Origin of the sequence: Haladaptatus sp. QDMS2, from assembly GCF_029338295.1 — an archaeon.
Taxonomy (GTDB): Archaea; Halobacteriota; Halobacteria; order Halobacteriales; family Halococcaceae; genus QDMS2.
The window spans coordinates 2,344,835-2,365,927 of sequence record NZ_CP119791.1 but is presented as its reverse complement, the minus strand read 5'-3'; the positions used below and the strand labels follow the sequence as shown (position 1 = coordinate 2,365,927).

21 protein-coding genes and 1 tRNA gene are annotated in these 21,093 nt (G+C 61.3%); 3 read left to right on the top strand and 19 right to left on the bottom strand.

The window, feature by feature from the left end; genetic code table 11:
• Positions 1-199: 199 nt before the first annotated feature.
• From P1M51_RS12850 to P1M51_RS12810, 9 genes are all read right to left on the bottom strand, one after another.
• A complete protein-coding gene (locus tag P1M51_RS12850) occupies positions 200-763 on the bottom strand; it encodes a hypothetical protein (protein WP_276245570.1) in 564 nt (187 codons plus the stop codon).
• 612 nt (positions 764-1,375) lie between these two features.
• Positions 1,376-1,447 (bottom strand) — tRNA-Ala (locus P1M51_RS12845).
• 143 nt (positions 1,448-1,590) lie between these two features.
• Positions 1,591-1,899, bottom strand: a complete 309-nt coding sequence (rpsJ, locus tag P1M51_RS12840) for a 30S ribosomal protein S10 (RefSeq protein ID WP_276245569.1) — start codon at positions 1,897-1,899, stop codon at positions 1,591-1,593.
• Positions 1,900-1,905: 6 nt separating this feature from the next.
• Positions 1,906-3,174, bottom strand: coding sequence for a translation elongation factor EF-1 subunit alpha (gene tuf / locus P1M51_RS12835; protein ID WP_276245568.1), 1,269 nt, complete (start codon positions 3,172-3,174; stop codon positions 1,906-1,908).
• A gap of 128 nt (positions 3,175-3,302) precedes the next feature.
• Entirely contained in the window at positions 3,303-4,250 is a 948-nt protein-coding gene (locus tag P1M51_RS12830; protein WP_276245567.1) for a homoserine dehydrogenase, read from the bottom strand.
• Positions 4,247-4,795, bottom strand: a complete 549-nt coding sequence (locus P1M51_RS12825; protein ID WP_276245566.1) for an amino acid-binding protein — start codon at positions 4,793-4,795, stop codon at positions 4,247-4,249. Before P1M51_RS12825 ends, P1M51_RS12830 begins: the two co-directional genes overlap by 4 nt.
• A 462-nt stretch (positions 4,796-5,257) precedes the next feature.
• Positions 5,258-5,557 (bottom strand): hypothetical protein, encoded by a 300-nt coding sequence (locus P1M51_RS12820; RefSeq protein WP_276245565.1) that lies wholly within the window; start codon positions 5,555-5,557, stop codon positions 5,258-5,260.
• A 24-nt stretch (positions 5,558-5,581) separates the two neighbouring features.
• Positions 5,582-5,731: an AsnC family transcriptional regulator gene (locus P1M51_RS12815; protein ID WP_276245564.1), complete on the bottom strand. Its 150-nt coding sequence runs from the start codon at positions 5,729-5,731 to the stop codon at positions 5,582-5,584.
• A 112-nt stretch (positions 5,732-5,843) separates the two neighbouring features.
• Positions 5,844-8,030, bottom strand: a complete 2,187-nt coding sequence (locus tag P1M51_RS12810; protein ID WP_276245563.1) for an elongation factor EF-2 — start codon at positions 8,028-8,030, stop codon at positions 5,844-5,846.
• Positions 8,031-8,294: 264 nt separating this feature from the next.
• Here P1M51_RS12810 and P1M51_RS12805 point away from each other — a divergent pair, with 264 nt between their 5' ends.
• Positions 8,295-9,056: a DUF5781 family protein gene (locus P1M51_RS12805; RefSeq protein ID WP_276245562.1), complete on the top strand. Its 762-nt coding sequence runs from the start codon at positions 8,295-8,297 to the stop codon at positions 9,054-9,056.
• 14 nt (positions 9,057-9,070) lie between these two features.
• Here the strand turns inward: P1M51_RS12805 and P1M51_RS12800 are convergent, their stop codons facing one another.
• The 3 genes from P1M51_RS12800 to P1M51_RS12790 are packed head-to-tail and all read right to left on the bottom strand — an operon-like array spanning position 9,071 to position 11,602.
• Positions 9,071-10,552 (bottom strand): hypothetical protein, encoded by a 1,482-nt coding sequence (locus P1M51_RS12800; RefSeq protein ID WP_276274569.1) that lies wholly within the window; start codon positions 10,550-10,552, stop codon positions 9,071-9,073.
• Complete coding sequence (locus P1M51_RS12795; RefSeq protein WP_276274568.1) at positions 10,536-10,973, bottom strand: DUF6114 domain-containing protein; 438 nt, start codon at positions 10,971-10,973, stop codon at positions 10,536-10,538. Before P1M51_RS12795 ends, P1M51_RS12800 begins: the two co-directional genes overlap by 17 nt.
• Before the next feature lie 5 nt (positions 10,974-10,978).
• A complete protein-coding gene (locus tag P1M51_RS12790; protein ID WP_276245559.1) occupies positions 10,979-11,602 on the bottom strand; it encodes a DUF6230 family protein in 624 nt (207 codons plus the stop codon).
• Between the two features lie 433 nt (positions 11,603-12,035).
• On the opposite strand from P1M51_RS12790, the gene P1M51_RS12785 reads away from it, so the two are divergent.
• Entirely contained in the window at positions 12,036-12,563 is a 528-nt protein-coding gene (locus P1M51_RS12785) for a hypothetical protein (RefSeq protein ID WP_276245558.1), read from the top strand.
• Between the two features lie 6 nt (positions 12,564-12,569).
• Here the strand turns inward: P1M51_RS12785 and P1M51_RS12780 are convergent, their stop codons facing one another.
• The 3 genes from P1M51_RS12780 to P1M51_RS12770 form a co-directional block, all read right to left on the bottom strand.
• Positions 12,570-13,046, bottom strand: coding sequence for a hypothetical protein (locus tag P1M51_RS12780; RefSeq protein ID WP_276274567.1), 477 nt, complete (start codon positions 13,044-13,046; stop codon positions 12,570-12,572).
• A gap of 114 nt (positions 13,047-13,160) precedes the next feature.
• The gene (locus P1M51_RS12775) at positions 13,161-13,775 is read right to left on the bottom strand and encodes a 30S ribosomal protein S7 (protein ID WP_276245556.1); all 615 of its coding nucleotides are present in this window, start codon (positions 13,773-13,775) and stop codon (positions 13,161-13,163) included.
• The gene (locus P1M51_RS12770; protein WP_276245555.1) at positions 13,772-14,200 is read right to left on the bottom strand and encodes a 30S ribosomal protein S12; all 429 of its coding nucleotides are present in this window, start codon (positions 14,198-14,200) and stop codon (positions 13,772-13,774) included. The genes P1M51_RS12775 and P1M51_RS12770 overlap by 4 nt, the downstream gene beginning before the upstream one ends.
• Before the next feature lie 200 nt (positions 14,201-14,400).
• Between P1M51_RS12770 and P1M51_RS12765 the strand changes: the two genes are divergently transcribed.
• On the top strand, positions 14,401-14,658 hold the full coding sequence (locus P1M51_RS12765; RefSeq protein ID WP_276245554.1) for a hypothetical protein: 258 nt from the start codon (positions 14,401-14,403) through the stop codon (positions 14,656-14,658).
• Positions 14,659-14,725: 67 nt separating this feature from the next.
• On the opposite strand, the gene P1M51_RS12760 is transcribed toward P1M51_RS12765, so the two are convergent.
• The 4 genes from P1M51_RS12760 to rpoB are packed head-to-tail and all read right to left on the bottom strand — an operon-like array spanning position 14,726 to position 21,093.
• Positions 14,726-15,151: a NusA-like transcription termination signal-binding factor gene (locus P1M51_RS12760; protein WP_276245553.1), complete on the bottom strand. Its 426-nt coding sequence runs from the start codon at positions 15,149-15,151 to the stop codon at positions 14,726-14,728.
• On the bottom strand, positions 15,151-16,341 hold the full coding sequence (gene rpoA2 / locus P1M51_RS12755; protein ID WP_276245552.1) for a DNA-directed RNA polymerase subunit A'': 1,191 nt from the start codon (positions 16,339-16,341) through the stop codon (positions 15,151-15,153). The genes P1M51_RS12760 and rpoA2 overlap by 1 nt, the downstream gene beginning before the upstream one ends.
• The gene (locus tag P1M51_RS12750) at positions 16,334-19,270 is read right to left on the bottom strand and encodes a DNA-directed RNA polymerase subunit A' (protein WP_276274566.1); all 2,937 of its coding nucleotides are present in this window, start codon (positions 19,268-19,270) and stop codon (positions 16,334-16,336) included. The genes rpoA2 and P1M51_RS12750 overlap by 8 nt, the downstream gene beginning before the upstream one ends.
• Complete coding sequence (rpoB, locus tag P1M51_RS12745; protein WP_276245550.1) at positions 19,267-21,093, bottom strand: DNA-directed RNA polymerase subunit B; 1,827 nt, start codon at positions 21,091-21,093, stop codon at positions 19,267-19,269. The genes P1M51_RS12750 and rpoB overlap by 4 nt, the downstream gene beginning before the upstream one ends.

Below are 21,093 nucleotides of genomic sequence, written 5' to 3'. Positions count from 1 at the left end.
TCACGCAACATGGATAATGTGGGTCGAAACTCACTGATTCTGCTTTTGACAATCGTCCCGATTGCTATTTGTGGTTAATTGATATTTACCGTCGTTCTGTCCATCGTAACCGCGAGTAAACGTACGACATCTCGTCCCGGGCGGAGATAACTGCACTGCACAACTCGACCAGCGCGAATCTCGAATCCGATACTCCCCTTTAAACCACTATCATGAGTGCAGTATAGAGCCCAGCACCGACGGCGAACGCCCAGAATCGGCTTTGTCGTTCGTCCGGCAATTCTTCTTTAATCACGTTCAGGATGACGCCGCCGGCTATAAATGCAAGCAAGAGACTCACGAGAATCGAGGGGACCGCACTGAGCGCTCCAATCACGCCGCCGACGATGACGCCAGTTGCAACCAGCCACTTCCCAATGTGGTCGTACGCCCGCTCGTGGAGTTCTCGGAGGCCAACGTCGTTGACGACGAGGTGAAGCGCCATTGCGATAAAATACAGCACGAGATTCACGAACCCGGTTTCTTCGCGGTGAAAGAGCAAGTAGCCAATGAGCAGATTGTACACGGTGAACGAGCCGATATGGACCCAGAACACGCGAGGTGGCGTTCGTGAGTGGACGTTCCGATGAATCGTATGCTCTATAGCCTGCGTGCGCGCTCGTCTCGCCCACCGTTCGAGCCCATAAAAAACGGTGAACCCGAGCAACCCCACGAGAAACAGTTCTTGCTCGAAGCCGAGTGCGGCCAACGTCTCGTTCTCCACGCGCGTTTGATGCTTGACGATTTCTGGAAGTAAATGGACGAAGACGTACGAAACCGAGACACCGCCGGCAGCAGAGAGCCACCAGCTGCGGGGGACTCCATCGAAAAACCGTAGCTTTCTCGCGAAAATGTGTACCGCGGCTAGCCCTAACGCCAAACCCAACATTACGAGTGCCATCGCTCGAGTATGTGGGTTAGACTGCAGTGTCTTGCTTTAATCAATTGGCCACTACTGGCCGCTACGCTCGTCGATTTGGCGTCGCAAAGTAAGTAATTTGGACTTGCCGGGGAGTGAGCAAACGCGAAGCGTTTGCGAGGTACGGCAAGTCCATTGACTGAGTGAAACGAAGGAAATGGACTTGCCGGGAGTGCGCACCTCCTGCGGAGGTGCGAACTTTGAAGCGGCGAACGCCGCTTCAAGATTTGAACCCGGAGTGAGACGGTCATCCTCACTGCGTTCGGATGCTGCGACTCCCGGCAGAACACGTTCTGCCGCCGTCTCGTTCGCTCTGCTAACGAGACTCACAGGGCTTCAAATCCCGGCTTCGTCGGACGATGATTACGCGACACAGCAACTCGCTGGGCTAGTCGTGTTGTGTCGCGAAAGTAATAGTGGACTTGCCGGGATTTGAACCCGGGGCCTCTTCCTTGCGAAGGAAGCGATCTGCCGCTGATCTACAAGCCCGAAGCGCGGATGAACGTAGCCGCGTTCGTTATTTGAACCTTGTTTTTTCCGTTGCCTGTGTGAGTGACACGCTCACATCCCAACGTGGGGGAGGGAAACTGGTCCCTCTGTGCGTGTTCGAAATAAGGCGCGGGTGCGCGGAGTCAGTCTTCGAGAACGATCTCGATACTGACGTCGTTGGGAACCTGAATGCGCATCAGCTGACGGAGTGCACGCTCGTCGGCGTCCAGGTCGATCAGCCGCTTGTGGACGCGCATCTCCCAGTGCTCCCACGTCGCCGTGCCTTCACCGTCAGGCGATTTGCGGGTGGGGACTTCCAGCGTCTTCGTTGGCAGCGGCACGGGGCCGCTGAGGTTGACACCGGTCTTCTCCGCGATTTCGCGGACGTCGCTGCAGATTTTGTCGAGGTCCACGGGGCTGGTGCCCGCGAGCCGGACGCGTGCTTGTTGCATCGTAGGTTACCGCTGGTTGACGGAGAGGACCTTGCCGGCCGCGATGGTCTGTCCCATGTCGCGGATTGCGAAGGAACCGAGCTCCGGAATCTCGGAGGACGGCTCGATGCTCAGTGGCTTCTGTGGGCGAACGGTGACGACCGCTGCGTCGCCGTTCTTGATGAAGTCCGGGTTCTCCTCTGCGACCTCGCCACTGGCTGGGTCGAGTTTCTGGTCGATAGACTCGATGGTACACGCGACCTGCGCCGTGTGGGCGTGGAAGACCGGCGTGTAGCCAGCCGTGATGACGGATGGGTGCTGCATGACGACGATCTGCGCCTGGAAGGTCTCTGCGACCTTCGGTGGGTCATCTGCAGGACCACAGACGTCACCGCGGCGGATGTCGTCCTTGCCGATGCCACGGACGTTGAACCCGACGTTGTCGCCAGGCTCGGCCTGTGGCACTTCCTGGTGGTGCATCTCGATGGTCTTGACCTCACCGGAGACGTCGGACGGCTGGAACGAGACGTTCGCGCCGACGTCGAGGGTGCCGGTCTCGACACGGCCGACGGGGACCGTACCGATGCCGGAGATGGTGTAGACGTCCTGGATTGGGAGACGCAGTGGTGCGTCCGTCGGTGGCTGTGGTGCTGGAAGCGAGTTGAGTGCTTCGAGCAGGGTCTCACCGTCGTACCATGGCGTGTTCTCGGACTCCTCTGCGATGTTGTCACCCTCGAACGCGGAGATCGGGATGAAGCTCGCGTCGTCCGTGTTGAAGCGAACCTGCTTGAGGAGGTTCTTGACTTCCTTGACAACACCCTTGTACTCGTCTTCGCCGTAGTTGACGACGTCCATCTTGTTGATGGCGACGATGAGCTCGTTGATGCCGAGGGTGCGGGCGAGGAACACGTGCTCGCGGGTCTGGGGCGCGACACCGTCGTCTGCGGCGACGACGAGGACGGCGTTGTCTGCCTGGGACGCGCCGGTGATCATGTTCTTGACGAAGTCGCGGTGACCAGGACAGTCGACGATGGTGAAGTAGTATTCGTCGGTGTCGAATTCCTGGTGGGCGATGTCGATGGTGACACCGCGTTCGCGCTCTTCGGCGAGGTTGTCCATCACGTAGGCGAACTCGAAGCCACCCTTGCCTTTGGACTCTGCCTCTTCGCGGTGCTGTTCGATGACGTGCTCGGGAACGCTCCCTGTCTCGTAAAGGAGTCGCCCGACCAACGTACTCTTTCCGTGGTCAACGTGGCCGATTACAGCCAGGTTCTGGTGCGGTTTGTCTTCGCTCATTGGTATCTCACGCACAGAGGCGCTATATCGGGTTCTTTTGGGAGTTGCGGTTAAAACAATTTCGGAACGCTATCCGGGTCACACCGCCGCCGTTGGGCGTTTTGCCAACCCATGGCACGGTTTCGATGCTAGCGCAGTCGGCCGATGTCGGCGAGGATGGCCGTCGCCGTTTCGGGGCCACCGGCTCCGCGCCCACTGATGTTCAGTCTGCCGGCGTGCTTCGTCTCGAACTGGACGATGTTGCGGGTGCCGGCCACGGCGAGCGCGCCGTGCTCGGAAACCAGCCGCGGGCCCACGCGCACGGATTCACCAGACACCTCGCCGATGAGCCGAATCGTCTGACCGTCTTCGGCGGCGAGGTCGAGGGCGCTTGGCGGAATCGAGGAGATGCCCTTCACGTCGGCGTCCGCGAGCGTGAACTCGCGGTCACCCTGGGCGAGGACGTTCGCGAGGATGACGCACTTGAGTGCCGCGTCAGTGCCCTCCACGTCGAAGGTTGGGTCTGCCTCTGCCACGCCGAGGTCCTGGGCCTCTGCGAGGACGTGTTCGTAGCCGAGGCCCTCCGCGGCCATGCGCGTGAGGATGAAGTTCGCCGTCCCGTTCAGCACGCCGCGAGCGGCGGTGATGTTTCGCGGTCCCATGTCCGCAATCGTCGAGAGCACGGGAATCGCGCCACCGACGGTGGCCTCGAACAGCACGTCACCCGCGCTCTCGCGTTCGAGGGCGCGCACGTCCGCGTAGCGCTCTGCCACCGGGCCCTTATTCGCGAGCACGACGTGTCGGTCGGCTTCGAGGGCCGCCCGGAGGTGGCTGAAGCCGGGTTCCGCGTCGCCGAGCGTCGTCGGCGTCGCCTCGACGAGCACGTCGTACTCACCCGCGAGCACCGCATCAGGATCGTCGTTGCCGACCTGCTTGCCGCGGGATTTCCGGTCGAGTGCCCCGTCGATGTCGATGCCAGCGGGGTCGATGGCCGCGCTCTGGGAATCTGCGAGGGCCGTCACCGTGTGGCCGTACTCGTCGGCCAATTCGGCCACCGAGCGCCCGACAGCGCCCGCACCGAGGATGGCGAGTTTCATGCGTCACCTCCTTCGAGGAGCGGTTCGACGACCTCTAATTCCTTTTCGGCTGCCATCTCGCGCACCACTTCGAGGACGTACTCCGCTTTGCCACGCTGGGTCGCGAGGCGAATCCGGGCACAGGACACCTCGTCGGTACCGTTGGGCGCGGTCAGCGAGACGTCTGCCACCGACGCACTCGTACACTCTTCTAAGCGCGAGAGCGTGTCGGAGAGGTCCGTCTCGACGAGGTGGCCGATGAGCACGATGTTCATCTCCTCGCCATAGCGTTCTGGTCCCGCCTGCGTGACGTTCACGCCGTTCGCACGCAGCTCCGACACGATGGTCTCGAATCGCTCTTCGGTCGCTTCGAAATCTACCTCGACCGGGATGCGCCCACGAGGGGTAATCGACCCGCGCTCGTGAAAGATCGAGAGCAGGTTTCCCCCGTTCTCGGCGATTGGGCCGAGCGCAGAGAGAAGTTCGCCGGGCTCATCGTTGAGTTCGAGCCGCACGATGTAGGCCCGTGTGTACTGCCCGCCGTCGGTCGTCGCTTGCTCACTCATCTGACCACCCGACGAACACCATCGGTGAGGCGCAAGCCGCGCGAGAGCGGACCATCGAACCGTGTTCGATGTGAAAGGCCTGAATCATGCGTCTTTCTCACTCGTGCGACGATAAAAGCCTGATGTAACACGCAACTGGTGAGCAGGTCTCTGTCCTGTCGTCTCTTTCGACGTGAGGCCGTCCCTCGATGGTTGCAACTCGCCGTTCGAATCCACGTAAAGTCGACCCGCACGAGTCCTCCCACTCGTGCGAGAACGAGTCCCTGTCCCCACTGGGACTCGGATGCCGGACTTCGTATAGAACCCCGTGTGACATTGTCCGGGAGCGATGCGACCTACCCTGAGAACACCGAACTCCGGCAATTGAGTGATAGCCGGAATGACTGATAAATATTGCTGTATTCGCACTCTCCTAGGCTACTTTTTTCACAAAAGAAACCAGTAGACGTTGCGAAATTCGCACTATTCTTCGAATTCCGGGTTGAACGCCTCGAATGGTGAGACGTACTGTGCGCGCAGCAGAATCTCCTCAGAGATGCGCAGTCCGAGACTCGCCAGTTCCCGGGCGATGCGCGTGATGTCGTCGTTCGACGTGCCGATGGCTTCGACCCGGACGTTGCCCTCGCCAACCATGAACTCACGAACGTTCACTACGCCCGGTATCTTGAGTGCCGCCAGCGCCAGTTGGTTTCGGTCGTCTAACTCCGCCGTGCACACGAGGAGGACGTGCAGTGGGAAACCAGCCTTCTCGTAGTCCACCATGGCGTGATAGCCGGTGATGACGCCCTAGGCTTCGAGGCGTTCGATGCGGTTGCGAATCGTGCTCGCGGAGACGTCTAATTGCTCGCCGACGGCGAGCGTCGTCGCGTCTCTCGCATTCTGCTGGAGTGCGTAGATGACGCCCTTGTCCACGGCGTCGAGTGGGTCGTCGCTCATCCCAGAGAAATGGCGGTGGACCTGTATCAAAGCTTCTCCGCCCGCAGAAAGCTGAACGCGCTGCTCGGGAACGGTGAAATAGAGAGAGAAACACCCGCTGAGTGGGTGTGCTCTAGAAGTAGTTGATCGACTCGGGCAGTTCGAGCTTCATGCCCTTGCGCTCGCGGATTTCGCGGATGGTCTCTGGCTGGAGGTTGTCAGCCATGTCCTGGAAGCCTGCGTTCTCCGTGTTCCAGGAGGCGCGACCTTCCGTCGCGGAGCGGATGTCGGAAGCGAATCCGATCATCTCCTGCACTGGGGCGACGCCTTCGACGACCATGACGTCGCCGTCCTGGTACATGTCGTCGACACGGCCACGGCGACCCTGAATCTCGCCGGATGCCGCACCCATGTGCTCGGTCGGAACATCGATGCGGACGTTCTGAATCGGTTCGAGCAGGGAGACTTCGCCAGCGATGAGCGACCGGTGGATTGCGTCACGCGTCGCCGGGATGACCTGTGCTGGACCGCGGTGGATGGCGTCCTCGTGGAGCTTCGCGTCTTCGAGGCGGAACAGTGCGCCCGAGACCGGCTCCTTCGCGAGTGGGCCGTCGTCGAGTGCCTCTTCGAGACCCTCGATGACGAGTTCCATCGTCTCGTTCAGGTGCTGGATACCCTTCGTGTCGTCGATGAGGATGTTCGTCCCGTAGATGTGTTCGACGTTCTGGGCGGTGTCCTTGTCCATTCCGGCTTCCATGAGCGCCTCGCGGCGTTCGAGTTCCGGCATGTCCATGGATGCCTCGCCGAGCTTGAGGAGTTCCACAATCTCTTCCGAGAGTGGCTCTACGCGCACGTAGAAGCGGTTGTGGCGGTTTGGCGAGATGCCCTCGACCGTCTGGGAGGCCTTGCGTGGCTTCTCGCGGTAGACGACGATTGGCTCACCAGTCGTGACTGGGATGCCCTGGTTGCGCTCGATACGCTGCGTGATGACTTCGAGGTGGAGCTCACCCTGCCCACTGATGAGGTGCTCGCCGGTGTCCTCGTTAATGGTAATCTGGATGGTGGGGTCCTCTTTGGAGACCTGACGGAGCGTCTCGATGAGCTTTGGCAGGTCGTCCATGCTCTTTGCCTCGACGGACTTCGTGATGACGGGTTCGCTGATGTGTTCGATGGACTCGAACGGCGTCATCTCCACGGAGGAGACGGTGGAGCCAGCGATGGCGTCGCGGAGGCCGGTCACGGCTGCGATGTTACCCGCAGGGACGCGCTCGACTTCCTCGCGCTCGCCACCCATGAAGAGGCCGACGGACTGGATGCGGTTCTTGCCCGCAGTCCCGGAGACGTAGAGCTCCTGACCGCGCTCGATGGTTCCGGAGAACAGGCGACCGGATGCGATTTCGCCTGCGTGTGGGTCCATGGAGATGTCCGTGACCATGAAGACGACTTCGCCGTCGTCGTCGACGTCGCGCATCTGAATCGCGATTTCGCTCTCTGGGTCACCGCGCCAGATGGTCGGGATACGACGTGGCTGTGCTTCGACTGGGTTCGGGAAGTGCTCCGCGACCATGTCGAGCACGACGTCCGAAAGCGGCGAGAGCTCTTTGAGCTCGTCGACGTTGTCGTTCTGGTTGTAGTCGATGATGTCACCGAAGTCGATGCCGGTCTCCTGCATGGATGGGAGGGAGACTGCCCAGTTGTAGAGGGCAGACCCGAAGGCGACGGTCCCGTTCTCGACGGAGACCTTCCAGCCTTCTTCCTCGTATTTCTCCTCTGCCATCCCACGGATGAGTTCGTTGACCTCGCGGATGACCTTCTGGAGACGCTGTTGCATCTCCTGTGGGCCTTCCTGCAGTTCGTTGATGAGGCGGTCGACCTTGTTGATGAACAGTGCCGGTTTGACACCCTCGCGGAGTGCCTGGCGGACGACTGTCTCGGTCTGTGGCATCGTTCCCTCGACTGCGTCGACCACGATGAGCGCACCGTCGACTGCGCGCATCGCACGGGTCACGTCGCCACCGAAGTCGACGTGGCCTGGGGTGTCGATGAGGTTGATGAGGTGGTTCTTGTCTTCCCACTCGTGGGTCATCGAAACGTTTGCCGCGTCGATGGTAATCCCACGTTCCTGTTCGTCCTCTCCGGTGTCCATCGCGAGCTGCTTGCCCGCGAGGTCCTTGGAGATCATCCCTGCACCAGCGAGCAGGTTGTCGGTCAGGGTTGTTTTGCCGTGGTCGATGTGCGCCGCGATGGCCATGTTCCGGATGTGCTCCGGCTTGTCCATCAGGCGTTCACATTCCTGGACAATCTTCTTTCGTCGGCCCATATGGGCTAACCTTCCGGCAGGAGGTTCAAAAGGATAGTGTTTCGTGCGAGCCAGCGTTGACACATCAACTCTCCAGAAAATCGGCACTACGAGGCTCCAATCGCTCGTTTACGACTCGAACGGCTCGACTCGCCCCTTCGACCGGCGAACACCCGAAACGAGCGCCAAACCGCGTGAAACCCGCGTGAACCGCTCGATTTCGCTCGGTATGTCAACATTCCCCACAAGAGTCTTGTCCGGCCGTGTCGTTTGGTAGGTATACACATGGATGTCCGTGTGCCCGTAGGCGTGCCTCAGGACCCGTTTCTCGGGGCGCAGTACCTCTTTGAGACCGAATACGACCTCGACTGGCCAGTCCTCGTCGCGGTCCGTGACGACCCCGACGAACGCACGTGGACGGCCCACTACGCAGAACACCACCTGCTCAACATCTCCAGGCAGGCGGCGTCGAGCGCGATGGGCCGGGAACTCGTCTTACACGAGTACGCCCACATGTACCGGTACGAACAGGGCCATCCCTCGCACCTTCAATCGACTGCAGAGGCGCTGATTCTCGCGTTCACCGGGCGGCAGGTCGAGCAGCGAAAGCTCACCCACTGCTACCAGATTGCCAATCACATGAAGGACATCTACGCCGACGATATCACCCTCGATATCGCCCCGGCGACGAAACTGCTCGCCTTCCTCGAAGCCGGGCTTGCGACCGCCGTTGCAGACCGTCCCATCGACATGCCGGGGGCAGTCCGCCACACGCGTGCATCCGACCCGGACATCACGGCCGTGAACGCGGCCTTCGCGCTCGGCCTCGCAGAACGCCACGACCTCATCGGTCCGGGTCACCGGCTGTACGAACTCGCGGGGGTCGCTGCTGCTGACGCGCCGAACGTGGACGTCGAATCCTTCAAACGAACGTTCCGCACGCTCGCGCGCGACCCGGACAGCAGCGCCTACCGGAAGTCGCTCGTCGATATCACGCGAAAATATGCGATGCACACGGGCGGCCACGCGGACGCCGCCGCGGACTGAACCGCCCGATTACTCTACGAGAGCAACCCGTCTGACTGCTGGCCGAGTGTCAACAGCAGTCCGTCGTCCGAGTCGTCGCTCTCGGTCGTGTTCTCCGTCGTGGTGACGAGTCCATCGGTGGTGTCGTCTACCGTATCCGTCACCCCGTCAGTCGTCTCGTCCACGGTGTCTGTGCTGTCGCCCTGGGTCTCTGTCGTCTCTCCGCCCGAATCTGTCGTCTCCGTCGGCGACGCGGTCTCCGTCGTCCCGCTCAGCGTGTCCGTGGTGTCGTCCACGGTATCGTCGACCGTGTCGGTCGTCCCGTCGGTCGTGTTCTCGACGGTATCGGTCGTGTCGTCTACGGTGTCCGTCGTGTCGTTTACGGTGTCGTCAACGGTCCCAGCAGTGTCGTCAACCCCATCAGTCGTCTCGTCCACGGTGTCGTCTACGGCGTCGGTGGTATCGTTGGTCGCTCCACCGGTCGTGTCGTCCACCGCGTCCGTCGTGTCATCCACCGTCTCGTCCACGGTGTCCGTCGTGTCGTTCGTGGTTTCATTCACCGCGTCTGTCGTGTCGTCTACGGTGTCAGTCGCACCATCCGTCGTGTCGTTCACCGTATCCGTCGTATCGTCCACCGTGTCCGTGGTGTTGTCGACCGTGTCATCGACCGTCCCGTCCGGGTCGTCCACGGTGTCGTTCACCGTGTCGGTGGTGTTGTCCACGCCGTTTTCTATCGTCTCAGTCGGGTTCTCGATGGTGTCTGAGACGTCGTCCGTCGTGTTGTTCACCACGTCGGTCACGTCGTCAGTGGTGTCGTCCACCACATCCGTCGTGTTGTTCACCACGTCGGTCGTGTCGTCGACAGTGTCAGCGGGGTCGTCGATGGTCTCGTTTATCGTGTCGGAAGTGTTGTTGACCGTGTCGGTCACGTCGTCGGTCGAGTTGTCGAGGTCGGGAACCGGGTCCGAACTCGAGTTCGTCGAGTTGTTCGTGAGGCCAGGTGGGAGTGAGAGACCACCCGGTTCGGGCGCGTCGCTCGCGGCATCCGGGCCGGCGATGAGTTCCATCCCGTCAGAATCGAGGGACTCTGCGGTCAGGAAGTACGCTTCGACCACGGTTTCTGAGTTCTGGTCGAGTGGAATACACGCGTTGAGCGTGGCGAGCAGGTTCACCTGCGCGTTCTCGCCGTTGGTGTACATGACCAGCGACTGGTTCACTCTGCTCTCGTCCATCTCGATGCGCTGTTGAATCTCTCCGCCGTTCAGGTAGATGGTCACGTCCTTCATCGTCGCCTGCGTGACGGTGACCTTGTTCACGTCGGGGGCCTGCTTTTCCGCACAAATGAGGCCGCCACTCTCGTCTAAGTCGATTTGACCCGTGCTCACGGTGAACGACTCGCGGTCGTCGACGTTGTCCGGGGCCGCCGTCGCAACGTCCGTCGCGAGAAAGCCGACGCCACCACTCACGAGCAGCGTCGTCGCCGCGACGACTGCGAGTACGCTACGCAGTTTGTTCATCTGATGATGCCTCAGCCTCGGCTCTGCGGCCTTTGTCCCACGCGACACACAGATTCCCACCGACGATGCCGATGAGCATCCCGATGAACAGGCCGCCGAGGGCGCCCATCAGGGAGAGAATCGAGAGTGCCACACCCGCCACGCCGAAGATGGTCGAGTGCTCCGGCATGGAGAGTGCGCCCACTCCGGACAGGAACACGAACGTCGCGAACACTAGCCCGATGATGGTGAACGTGCCGCCGATGAAGATGAGTTCACCCGCGAACTGCAGCGGGACGTACCCGATGATGGCGCTCGCGAGAATCAACAGCACACCACCGGCAAACGGTCGCTCGCTGCGCCAGTTTGTAAAGCGGTCGTGTCGCTGTCTGAGGGGGGCCAGTCCGGGAATCATTGTGGTATCGGTCTGCTCAGACGTCATGGGTCTTATTCGCCGTCGCCGCTGTTTTCGTTGTACTCGCCGTCACCGTCTGCGTCGTACTGAACGTCGAGTTCCAGTCCGGGCAGGCTAATGGTGTTGGTCGCGAGGTAGTGGGTGTTGATTCTCGCATTCTTCAGCACCTGTGCTGGGCCGTCGTTGTTGATGGAGACGGTCCGACCTTCGATGTCGTCGGTTGCCGACCCGGACTTGATGTCGAACTTACGGGTCGGGTCATCCGAGTGGTGCTCGTCGATGAGCTGTTGGTTGAACGTCGCCTGCTCGGCCTGGATGTTACTCACCTTGATGAGTTGCTGGTCGGCTTCGACTGTCTCACTCGACGTCATCACGATACGCGCGTTCCCGCTGAGTCCGGGAAGCGAGTCGACTTCGAGTTCTTTGATGAGTTTCAGTCCTTCAATTTCCACGCCTTTCTGCTCGACGACGGCCATCGGGTAGGCTCCCTGTTCGCTGGTGTCGTCAGCGCCAGGGTAGATGACGGCCGAGTCAGCTCGAATCTCCTCTGCCTGAATCGTAAAGCCGCCGATGCCTGCGAGGGGTGCTGCGTAAGCCGTACCCGTCGCCATGACGAGGGCTCCCACGAGCAGGAGGGTTCCGAACGATGCGCTCATTCCTTTTGCCAGAAGTGCTTTTCTGTACATGGGTATCACGAGGATGACGACGGGATGGGTGTGTCCTCACGCTGCAGGGCAACGTTGGGGTGACATCACAACACACGGGCCTGTGGACCATCCCGACTTCCATCGATCGTCGCTGGATAATCGGGAACGGCCCGCACAGCCCGTGGCAGCTCGGTCGCCCACACCGTGACCTGCCGTCACGTACCTTGCAGAAAGCCAGTTTTCCACCTGATAGTTTCCCCGGGTTAGCACGGTCCTTTATGACAACAGGTTTGAATTAGTAACTTACCTGGTTTCATTCTAATGAATTAAATGGTATTACGCATGTCAATTCGGCCTGCTCGCACTCTGTGACCGGGGCATATTTAAACACCCGGCTGCACACTGCACGAGACTTTTCCACCGATATATCGAACGAGAGGCCATGTACGAGAACCTCCGGTCTTCGGTCGCAATCACTGGCGAGCAGTTCGAGGCCATCGTCGCGGGTGGGCTGTTCGGGGCGTTTCAGGGCGGGTTGATTCTCCAGCTCTGGAACCCCGACGCCATCCGCGAGATCGGCGCCACCGTGGGCATGGCCTCGCTCAACGGCGGCTGGCTCGCGCTGTTCGGCTACGGCATCCTCCTCGGGATTCCGTTCGTTGCCTTCGTCTCCGGGTCGGTGAACGCGTTCGTCAACAAGGTCATCATGCTCTCCAGTCAGAGCACCGTCCTCCAGAAGCTCCTCGTCCCCCTGCTCAGTCGCTCCGCACTGGGCGTGACGCTGTTCGCACTCGGACAGGGATACGGCATCGTCGTCGGTCTCATGTTCTGGAGTCTCTTCGTCCCCGGGTGGCTCGCCATCCTCGGTTACCCCACCGCGACTCCCCTCGTGGACCCAATTGCCCTGTTTAGCTGGGCGACCTACGGCGGGATGATGGGTCTCGTCTACGGACTGGTCCGCGAAAAGTAATCGTTCTCAGCGGTCGATAACCTGGTCGACCGCCCGACGTGCCCCGCTGCCGAACAGGCTTCCAAGGAGGGCATCGACCGTGATGAGTATCGTAATTGTCGTCACGATAAGGAGGTTCCCCGCGCCGCCCATGTGGTCGTACCACGGGCTCACCGGTCCGACGAAGTTCAACAGCAAGGACGGTGGTTCGCTGTACAATCCGATGAGGCTCCCGGTCAGGACAACCACGAGGCCGCCCGCGAACCCCGTCAGTGCCCCCGCGATGAGGCCGTGGGCGACGCCGCGATAGGTGCCGCCTGCCGCGTACGCCGCGATAAACCCAGCGAGCACGCCACCGCCAATTATTCCCAGAATTGGGATGATGAGCGCGTTCAGGTTCACCAGAATGCCAACCGTCGCAGCGCCAGCGAGCACCTTCGTCGAATAGTCTACCTCCGGAACGTCAACGGGGTCGTGTGGGACGAGTGTGTCAGTCTCCGCCATTCTTCTACCGATTTCTGCAAACATAAAAAAGCCTGCTGGCGGGAACAAACGGGTGTTTATACCGGGGACGAGGCTGTCGCTCGGCGGTCGGTGAAAACGGAGAGAAGGGAACGGTTACCGAGCGGCGGCGGCGACGCGCTCTTTCTCTTCTTTCTGCCCGATAGCGTACGTCTGGACGTCGTAGTCTGCGGCACCAAGCAGCTGGGACGCGAGTGCCTCTGCGGCACTGGTCGGCTTCTTGAACGAGCCGCTGTATGCGCCCTGTGCGATGAACTTGAGCGCCTGGTCGACGCGACGCTGTGGTGCGACGTCGACGGCCTGTGGGACCGAGATGCCACCGTACTTGAGACGGACGGTCTCTTCACGGGGCGCGGAGTTCTCGACGGCGCGGACGAGAATCTGGACCGGGTTCTCGTCGGTGCGCTCTGCGATGATGTCGAACGCGTCTGCGACGATGGAACTCGCCTGCTGCTTTTTGCCCGTGTTCTCATCGGTCTGCATCAGACGGTTGATGAGGCGCTCGACGATGCTGATTTCGCTCTTCTGGAACTGCTTGTTTGCGTGGCGACCCATCGTGTGGGCGATGGGCGTCACGGTGATGTAGCGTTTGGTGCTTGGGTCCGTGTATTCGATTTCCGAGACGTCCCACTTGCCAAACAGCTCAGCAGCGGTCTCTTGCTCGTCGCTGCCCGCTGGCTGCTCTGGCTCTGGTGCTTCCTCTTCGCTCATCGAACCGGCTTCTCCTTGTTGCCACGGACGAGCTCGATCATGGACACGCCATTGACCTTCTCGACCTTGTAGTTGACACCCGAAAGGTCACCCATTGCGCGACCCTTCGCGCCGCCGATGCCAGCGATGGTGACTTCGTCGTGTTCGTCGATGAACGAGATTGCGCCGTCACCAGGACAGAAGGCGGTGACTTGCTTCCCGTTCTTGATGAGTTGAACACGGACACATTTTCGGATTGCAGAGTTGGGCTGTTTTGCCTCGATGCCCACTTTCTCCAGGACGATACCTCGGGCCTGCGGTGCGCCCTCGAGAGGGTCAGACTTGACGCCGAGCCCCCGGGCGCGTCGCGCGTACTCAGAGTCGGACCATCGGTGTGACTGACGGTCCTTTTTGAGCTTCCGCGCGGCGTACTTGCCGTTCGCCATAGTACGCTTTCGTACCTGACGGAGCTACTTAAGCCTCCCTTTTCGCACCCGTAGACGGGGCCACGACGACGAAACGTGACGCGTGGTATCACGCTCCGGGCGAGCACGCACGGCGCGTCAGGCTCCGTCCGTCCCAACGCACCGTGTGCACCGTCATCAAGAGAAAAAGATTATTACGGTTTTCGCGTCTACATTTGCCTATGTCAACGCCAACGGGTACGAGTCCCTCCTCAGACGTGAGTTTCTTAGAGAAACTGTTCCGGTATGCCTTCCTGCTGAAACTCATCGCCATCGTCCTCGGCCTATTCGTCTTCGGGCTCGTCGTCGATACCTTCGGCGCACCCAACTCCTTTACCGGTATCGTCGTCGGCATGTCGTGGAGCCTCGCGTTCCTGCTCGCCGCGTCCATCGTCATTATCGGCGGCCTCTCGCTCGCTCGCCAGGCACTCAACCGGTAAACTCCACTTCTCTTCGTTCTCACCGCGAAAATTGAGCGCCGCAAGTGTCCTGTCTCGCGCGTGCGAGTCAGGTTAACTGAATGTCGTCGATGTCGTGGTGGCGCTTCGCTAACACCCGCGCCGCCGCGATGTTGCGTCCCTCTCTCCCAATCGCCACGCCGGCGTCGTCCTGGTCGACCTCGACGTAGGCCACGGTGTCGTTGTTGTGGCTGATGGTGACGTGATAGACCGCTGCCGGCGCGAGTGCGTTCGCGACGAACGCCTCTGGCGTATCCGCATTTTCGACGAGTTCGATGTCGCGGCCGAGTTTGGCTTCGACCTCTCTGACGTGCTTGCCGCCGGGTCCGATGGCCCGGCCCATCTCGCCCGCGCCGACGAGGATGATGACACGGTCGTTCTCCTCGTCGACCACGCAGTCGCGAGCGGTCGCCCCCGTCACGTCCTCGAAGAGGGCGATGAACTGGCGAGCGGTGTCAGAGAGGGTGACTTTCATCAGTCTGCCTGCTCCGCGCTCCGGTTTATCGACCCCATCTTGAGGTCGACGTCACCGGTGCCAAGGCGGATTGGCTTCCCGACGATGACGTTCTCCGTGACGCCGTCTAAGTCGTCGACTTCGCCGTGGATGGCAGCGTCGAGCAGGTGGTTGACCGTGACCTCGAATGCCGCACGGGCGAGCACGGACTCCTTGCTGCCGGAGATACCGTGGCGACCGATGGACTCGATTTCGCCGCGGTTGGTCATGATGTCCGCCACGAGCATCATGTGACGGATGTTCACGTCGCCAAGCCCCTGCTCTTCGAGGGTGTTCATCGTCTCCTCGATGATGGCCTCGCGGGCGGCCTCGATGCCGAGGGTGTGGTGAATCTCGTGGATGTTGTTACACGTCGTCCGCGAGGCGTCCACACCTTCGATGGTGAGGACCTCGCCGAAGGCAGACCCTTCGGTGTAGAGGACGTACTGGTCTTCGTCTTCTAAGTTCTCCTTGCGGATGACGACGCGACGAACGTCTTCGATGCCCTTGAACACGATTTCGCGCAGTTCCTCGACGAGCTGGAGCAGGTCGCGGTAGCTCGGCTTCTCCGGCCCGAACTCGATGGACGTGCCGTTCTGGACCGTCTTCACGCCGAGTTTGTCCTCGATGGTGCCCGCGATGTCTTCTGCAGTCAGGCCACGTTCGTCCAGCGTCTCCTGGTTCAGGTTCACCTGGACGAGCATGTCGGCGACGTTCGTGCTGATGTCACCGAGCGCGAGGATGCGCGTCGATTCGACGTTCCAGACGACCTCGTGGGCGAGTTCCTTGTCCGTGGCGTACTCGTCTTCCAGATAGATGGTCATCATCGGGGTGTCCGGCGTCTTGCGGGCGTCCACCAGCTCGATGAGTCGTGGAAGCCCCTGCGTGACGTCGATTTCTGCCACACCCGCGTAGTGGAACGTGTTCATCGTCATCTGCGTCCCCGGCTCACCAATCGACTGGGCACTCACGGTGCCAACGGGGTCGAGTGGGTCGACGCGGGTCTCGAGATAGCGGTTCTCGACCGCCATGACGATTTCTTCTGCCTGCTCGTCGGTGACGTTTCGCTCTTCTAACGTCTGGTAGAGTTTCGTCTTGAGGCGTCGCGGAAGCTCGGTCGCTTCGACCTGTTCTGCGATTGCCTCGGGTACGTCGTATTCTTGTTCAGTCATCGGATTCGACCCCCTCCGCGGCGTACTCGCTTTCACGCACGTCAGCGTACTCCGAGAGGTTCGTTGGCGGCCGTTTGAGGCCGAGGTACTCTTCTTTCCGTCGTTCGGACTCGAACTCCGCGTTCAGCACGCGGTCTGCGATCTGATTGACGTCGATGTCGTGGTCCTGGAACGAGGAGACTTTCACCGGACTCGTACCGTCCTCACCGAATTCGAACTGAACGATGGTGTCGCTCGTGTCGCGTACAGTGCCGTCGTACTGCGTTTCGAGCTCGGAGAGGGCGTTGATGAGCCGACGCTGGAGGTAGCCGGACTTGGAGGTGCGGACTGCCGTGTCCACGAGCCCCTCGCGGCCACCCATCGCGTGGAAGAAGAACTCACGCGGGGAGAGTCCTTTCCGGTAGGAACTCTCGACGAAGCCGTGGGCGTCCGCCGAAAGGTCGTCCTTCTGGTAGTGACTCAGGGTGCGGTCCTCGTAGCCACGGTTGATGCGCTCGCCGCGCACTGCCTGCTGGCCGACACACGCGGCCATCTGCGTCAGGTTGAGCAGCGAGCCACGCGCCCCGGATTCGGCCATGATGACCGCCGGGTTGTCGTCGGCGAAGTGCTCCTCTGCGATGTCACCAGCAGAGTCGCGGGCCTTCCCGAGCGTCTGCATGATTTTCATCTCGAGAGTCTCGTCGACGGTGCGTCCCGGCAGGGACTCCAGGTCGCCGTTCTCGTAGGTCTCGATGAGTTCCTGGACGCGCTCGTAGGCGTTGTCGATTGCCTCGTCGATTTGCTCTTCGGCCTCGGACTCGATGGACTCGTCGTCGATACCGAGCGAGAACCCGAAGTGCATGATGGCACGCATCGCGAGCGAGGAAATCTCGTTGATGAAGATGCGAGCGCGGGTCGCGCCGTACAGCTTCATGATGGTGTCTACGACCTTTCCACCGAACGCGCCGACCGCGTCCTCGTCGATGGTGCCTTCGAGCAACTGGCCGTTCTCGATGATGACGGTGTCGCCCGCCGAGGACGTGAACTCGAGGCTCAGGTCGCCCGGCAGCAGTTCGGAGAAGATGGTGCGGCCCGTCCAGTAAGCCATCCCATCTTCGTCCTTGCCGTCCGGTTCTGGGAGTTCGTCTACGCGCGTCGCGCGCAGCAGGTCGAGTGCCTGCGTCTCGTTGAACTGTGGGTTCTCGTGGGTGAGCAGGTACGTCCCACTGATGTGGTCCTGAATCGCGCCGATGATGTTCTCACCGAAGCGTGGCGAGAGAATTTGCTCCTGGACACGCATGAGGACGCGCGCTTCGGCACGCGCCTCCTCGTTTTGCAGCGCGTGCATGTTCATCTCGTCGCCGTCGAAGTCGGCGTTGTACGGCGGACAGACAACCGTGTTCAGGCGGAACGTCTTGTACGGCATCACGACCACTTCGTGGGCCATGATGGACATCCGGTGCAGCGACGGCTGGCGGTTGAAGATGACGATGTCGCCGTCGATGAGGTGGCGGTTGACCTCCCAGCCAATCTCCACCTTCTCTGCGAGTTCCTCACAGTTCTTGTGCGTGACCTTCAGGCGGCGGCCGTCCGGGCGGCGCACGTAGTTCGCACCGGGGTGGCCGTCCGGGCCGTTTCGAACGTAGGTCCGGGCCTCCTCTAAGGTGCGCTCGGTGACGTTCATCGTCTGTGTCATCTCCTTTGCGACGCGGTCAGGGACCCCGACCTCGTTGAGCGAGAGCGTCGGGTCCGGGCTGATGACCGTCCGCGCAGAGAAGTTGACACGCTTCCCGGACAGCGAACCACGGAAGCGCCCTTCCTTGCCTTTAAGACGCTGACTGAGCGTCTTGAGCGGGCGACCCGAACGGTGGCGGGCCGGCGGCGTCCCCGAAATCTCGTTGTCCATGAACGTCGTGACGTGGTACTGGAGCAGTTCCCAAAGGTCCTCGATAATCAGCTGTGGGGCACCCGCCTCGCGGTTCTCCATGAACCGCTGGTTGATGCGGATGATGTCCACGAGTTTGTGCGTGAGGTCGTCCTCACTGCGCTGGCCGTTGTCAAGGGTGATGGATGGGCGTGCGGTGACCGGCGGAACCGGCAGCACGGTGAGAATCATCCACTCGGGGCGCGAGCGCTCGGAGTCGATGCCGAGCACTTCCAGGTCCTCGTCCGGGATGTCCTCGAACCAGTCGCGAATGTCCGAGGGCATCAGCTTGTTCATGTCTTCGACCGTCAGGTCGATTTTGAGCGCCTTTTCGAGGGCGCGACGGTCCATCTCGACCGGACGGAACTCTCCGGAGAGGATTTCGTTGATACGCTGGAGGTCGATTTCCGTCTTGTCTGCGAGTTCCTGTGGCGAGAGGCCAGCCCAGTCTTCTTCCTCGTTTGGCTGCATCGCCGCGGCGATTTGCTCTGCGTAGTCGGACGCCAGCACGTCCTGGACCTCGTAGTACGTGGTCGGCTTCTCGTGCTGGATGTCGTACTGCGTCTCGCCACAGAACGGACAGGTGTCCGCCTTGCGGGCCTGTCGGATGGCGGCCTTCGTGACGTCGTTCAGGTCGTTGCCGAGTTCGCGAGCGACCGTCTGCTGGTCGCGGAACTCGTCGCGCTCTTCCTCGGTGAGGCAGAGCCGCGAGCAGTTGCGACAGGTGCCACGAAGGAGCCGCCGGATGAGCTTCGTAAAGCCGACGTGGATGACGGGCGCGGCGAGTTCGATGTGGCCGAAGTGGCCGTTACACGACCCGGAGTGCTTCCCGCAGGTCTTACACTGCAGGCCGGGGTCGATGACTCCGAGACGCGGGTCCATGAGGCCCATGTCGATGGGGAACCCGTCGTCGTCGTAGGTGTCTGCGGTGATGATTTTGGTCGCGCTCATCTCACGGTACTCCTCGGGACTCATCAGCCCGAAGCTGATGGAGCCAATCTCTTTGGGTGTGCTATTGGAACTCATACTGCGTCCTCCAGTTCGAGGCGTGGTGCGATGCCGAGCGCCTTCATCTCGTCAAGCAGGAGCTTGAACGCGTAGCTCATCTCGATACGGTGGATGTCCGTCTCCTCGCCACAGTTCGGACAGTAGACGCGGTGCTGGTCTACGTTCTCGACCGCGCTCATGCCACAGTGTCCACAGACGTAGATGAACTCCCGGTCGGACTCGTCGAGGAGGCGCTCTTTGAGCGCCATGGCCGCGCCGTGCCCGATGAGCACGTCGCGCTCCATCTCCCCGACACGAAGCCCACCTTCACGCGCACGCCCTTCGGTCGGCTGGCGCGTGAGCACCTGCACCGGCCCGCGAGAGCGCGCGTGAATCTTGTTCGAAACCATGTGGTAGAGTTTCTGGTAGAAAATCACGCCGACGAAAATCTCGGCGTCGATTTTCTCCCCGGACACGCCAGAGTACATGACCTCTTTGCCCGCAGAGTTGTACCCCTGGTCGAGCAGTGCCTGGCGAATCTTCTCCTCGTTCTCGCCCGTGAAGGCCGTCCCGTCGACGCGGCGGCCCTCTAAGGAACCGACCTTGCCGCCGAGCATTTCGAGAACGTGACCGACCGTCATCCGCGACGGCAGGGCGTGCGGGTTCAGGACGAGGTCGGGCACGACGCCCTCGGCCGTGAACGGCATGTCTTCCTGCGGTGCCATGTGGCCGACGACACCCTTCTGTCCGTGACGGGACGCGAACTTGTCGCCGAGTTCCGGAATCCGCTCGTCGCGGACTTTCACCTTCGAGAGCTTCGAGCCGTCTTCACCCTCCATCAGGGTGACGGTGTCGACGACACCGTTCTCACCGGAGCGCATGGTGACGGACGTCTCGCGGCGCTTCTGCGGCGAGAGGCCGCCCATGTCGTCCGGTTCTTCGAGGAAGCGTGGCGGACTCGTCTTGCCGAGGAGCACGTCGTTTTCGGATACGACGGTTTCGGGGTTGACGAGGCCGTCTTCGTCTAGGTGCGTGTAGGCCTCTTCACCGCGAGCGCCGCGCACTTCGTCGTCCGGAATCTCGAAGCGGTCTTCCTGTCCACCTGGGTAGCGACGTTCTTCGCCCTCGTAGGTGCGGAAGAAGTGCGAGCGACCGAGCGCGCGCTCGACGGAGTTCTTGTTCATGACGAGCGCGTCCTCGATGTTGAACCCCTCGTAGCTCATGACCGCGACGACGAAGTTCTGTGCCGCCGGTCGGTCGTCGAACCCAATCTGTTCGGTGGTCTGCGTTTTGACCATCGAGAGCTGTGGGTAGTGCAGGAGGTGCTGGCGCGTGTCGGGGCGGATGCGGTAGTTCGCCGCTGGCATTCCCAGCGACTGTTTGACCATCCCCGACCCCATCGTGATACGCGGCGAGGCGTTGTGTTCCGGGTACGGAATCATGCCCGCACCGATACCGAAGATGAGCTGCGGGTCGATTTCCAAGTGCGTGTGGTCTTCTGTAATCTCGTCGGGTTCGACGGCGACGTAGATGTCCTCTTCTTCCTCTGCGTCGATGTACTCGACGTAGCCGCGGTCGACGAGGTCGTCGAACTCGAGTTCGCCCGCGGAGACCTTCTCGACTTCCTCCTCGGAGACGAGCAGTTCGCCGTTCTCGACGATGAGGAGCGGACGGCGGGCACGTCCCGCGTCCGCGTTGATGATGACCTCACGTGTGCGCTCTTTGACCGAGACGTTCACCATCTCGCTCACGTCGCCGCGTCGGCGGGCCTCTCGGACCTGATTTGCAAGCTGTGCCGGGTCTGGGTGTGTGCCGACCAGACTCCCGTTTACGTAGACTTTTGCTTCTCTTCCCTGGCTCAT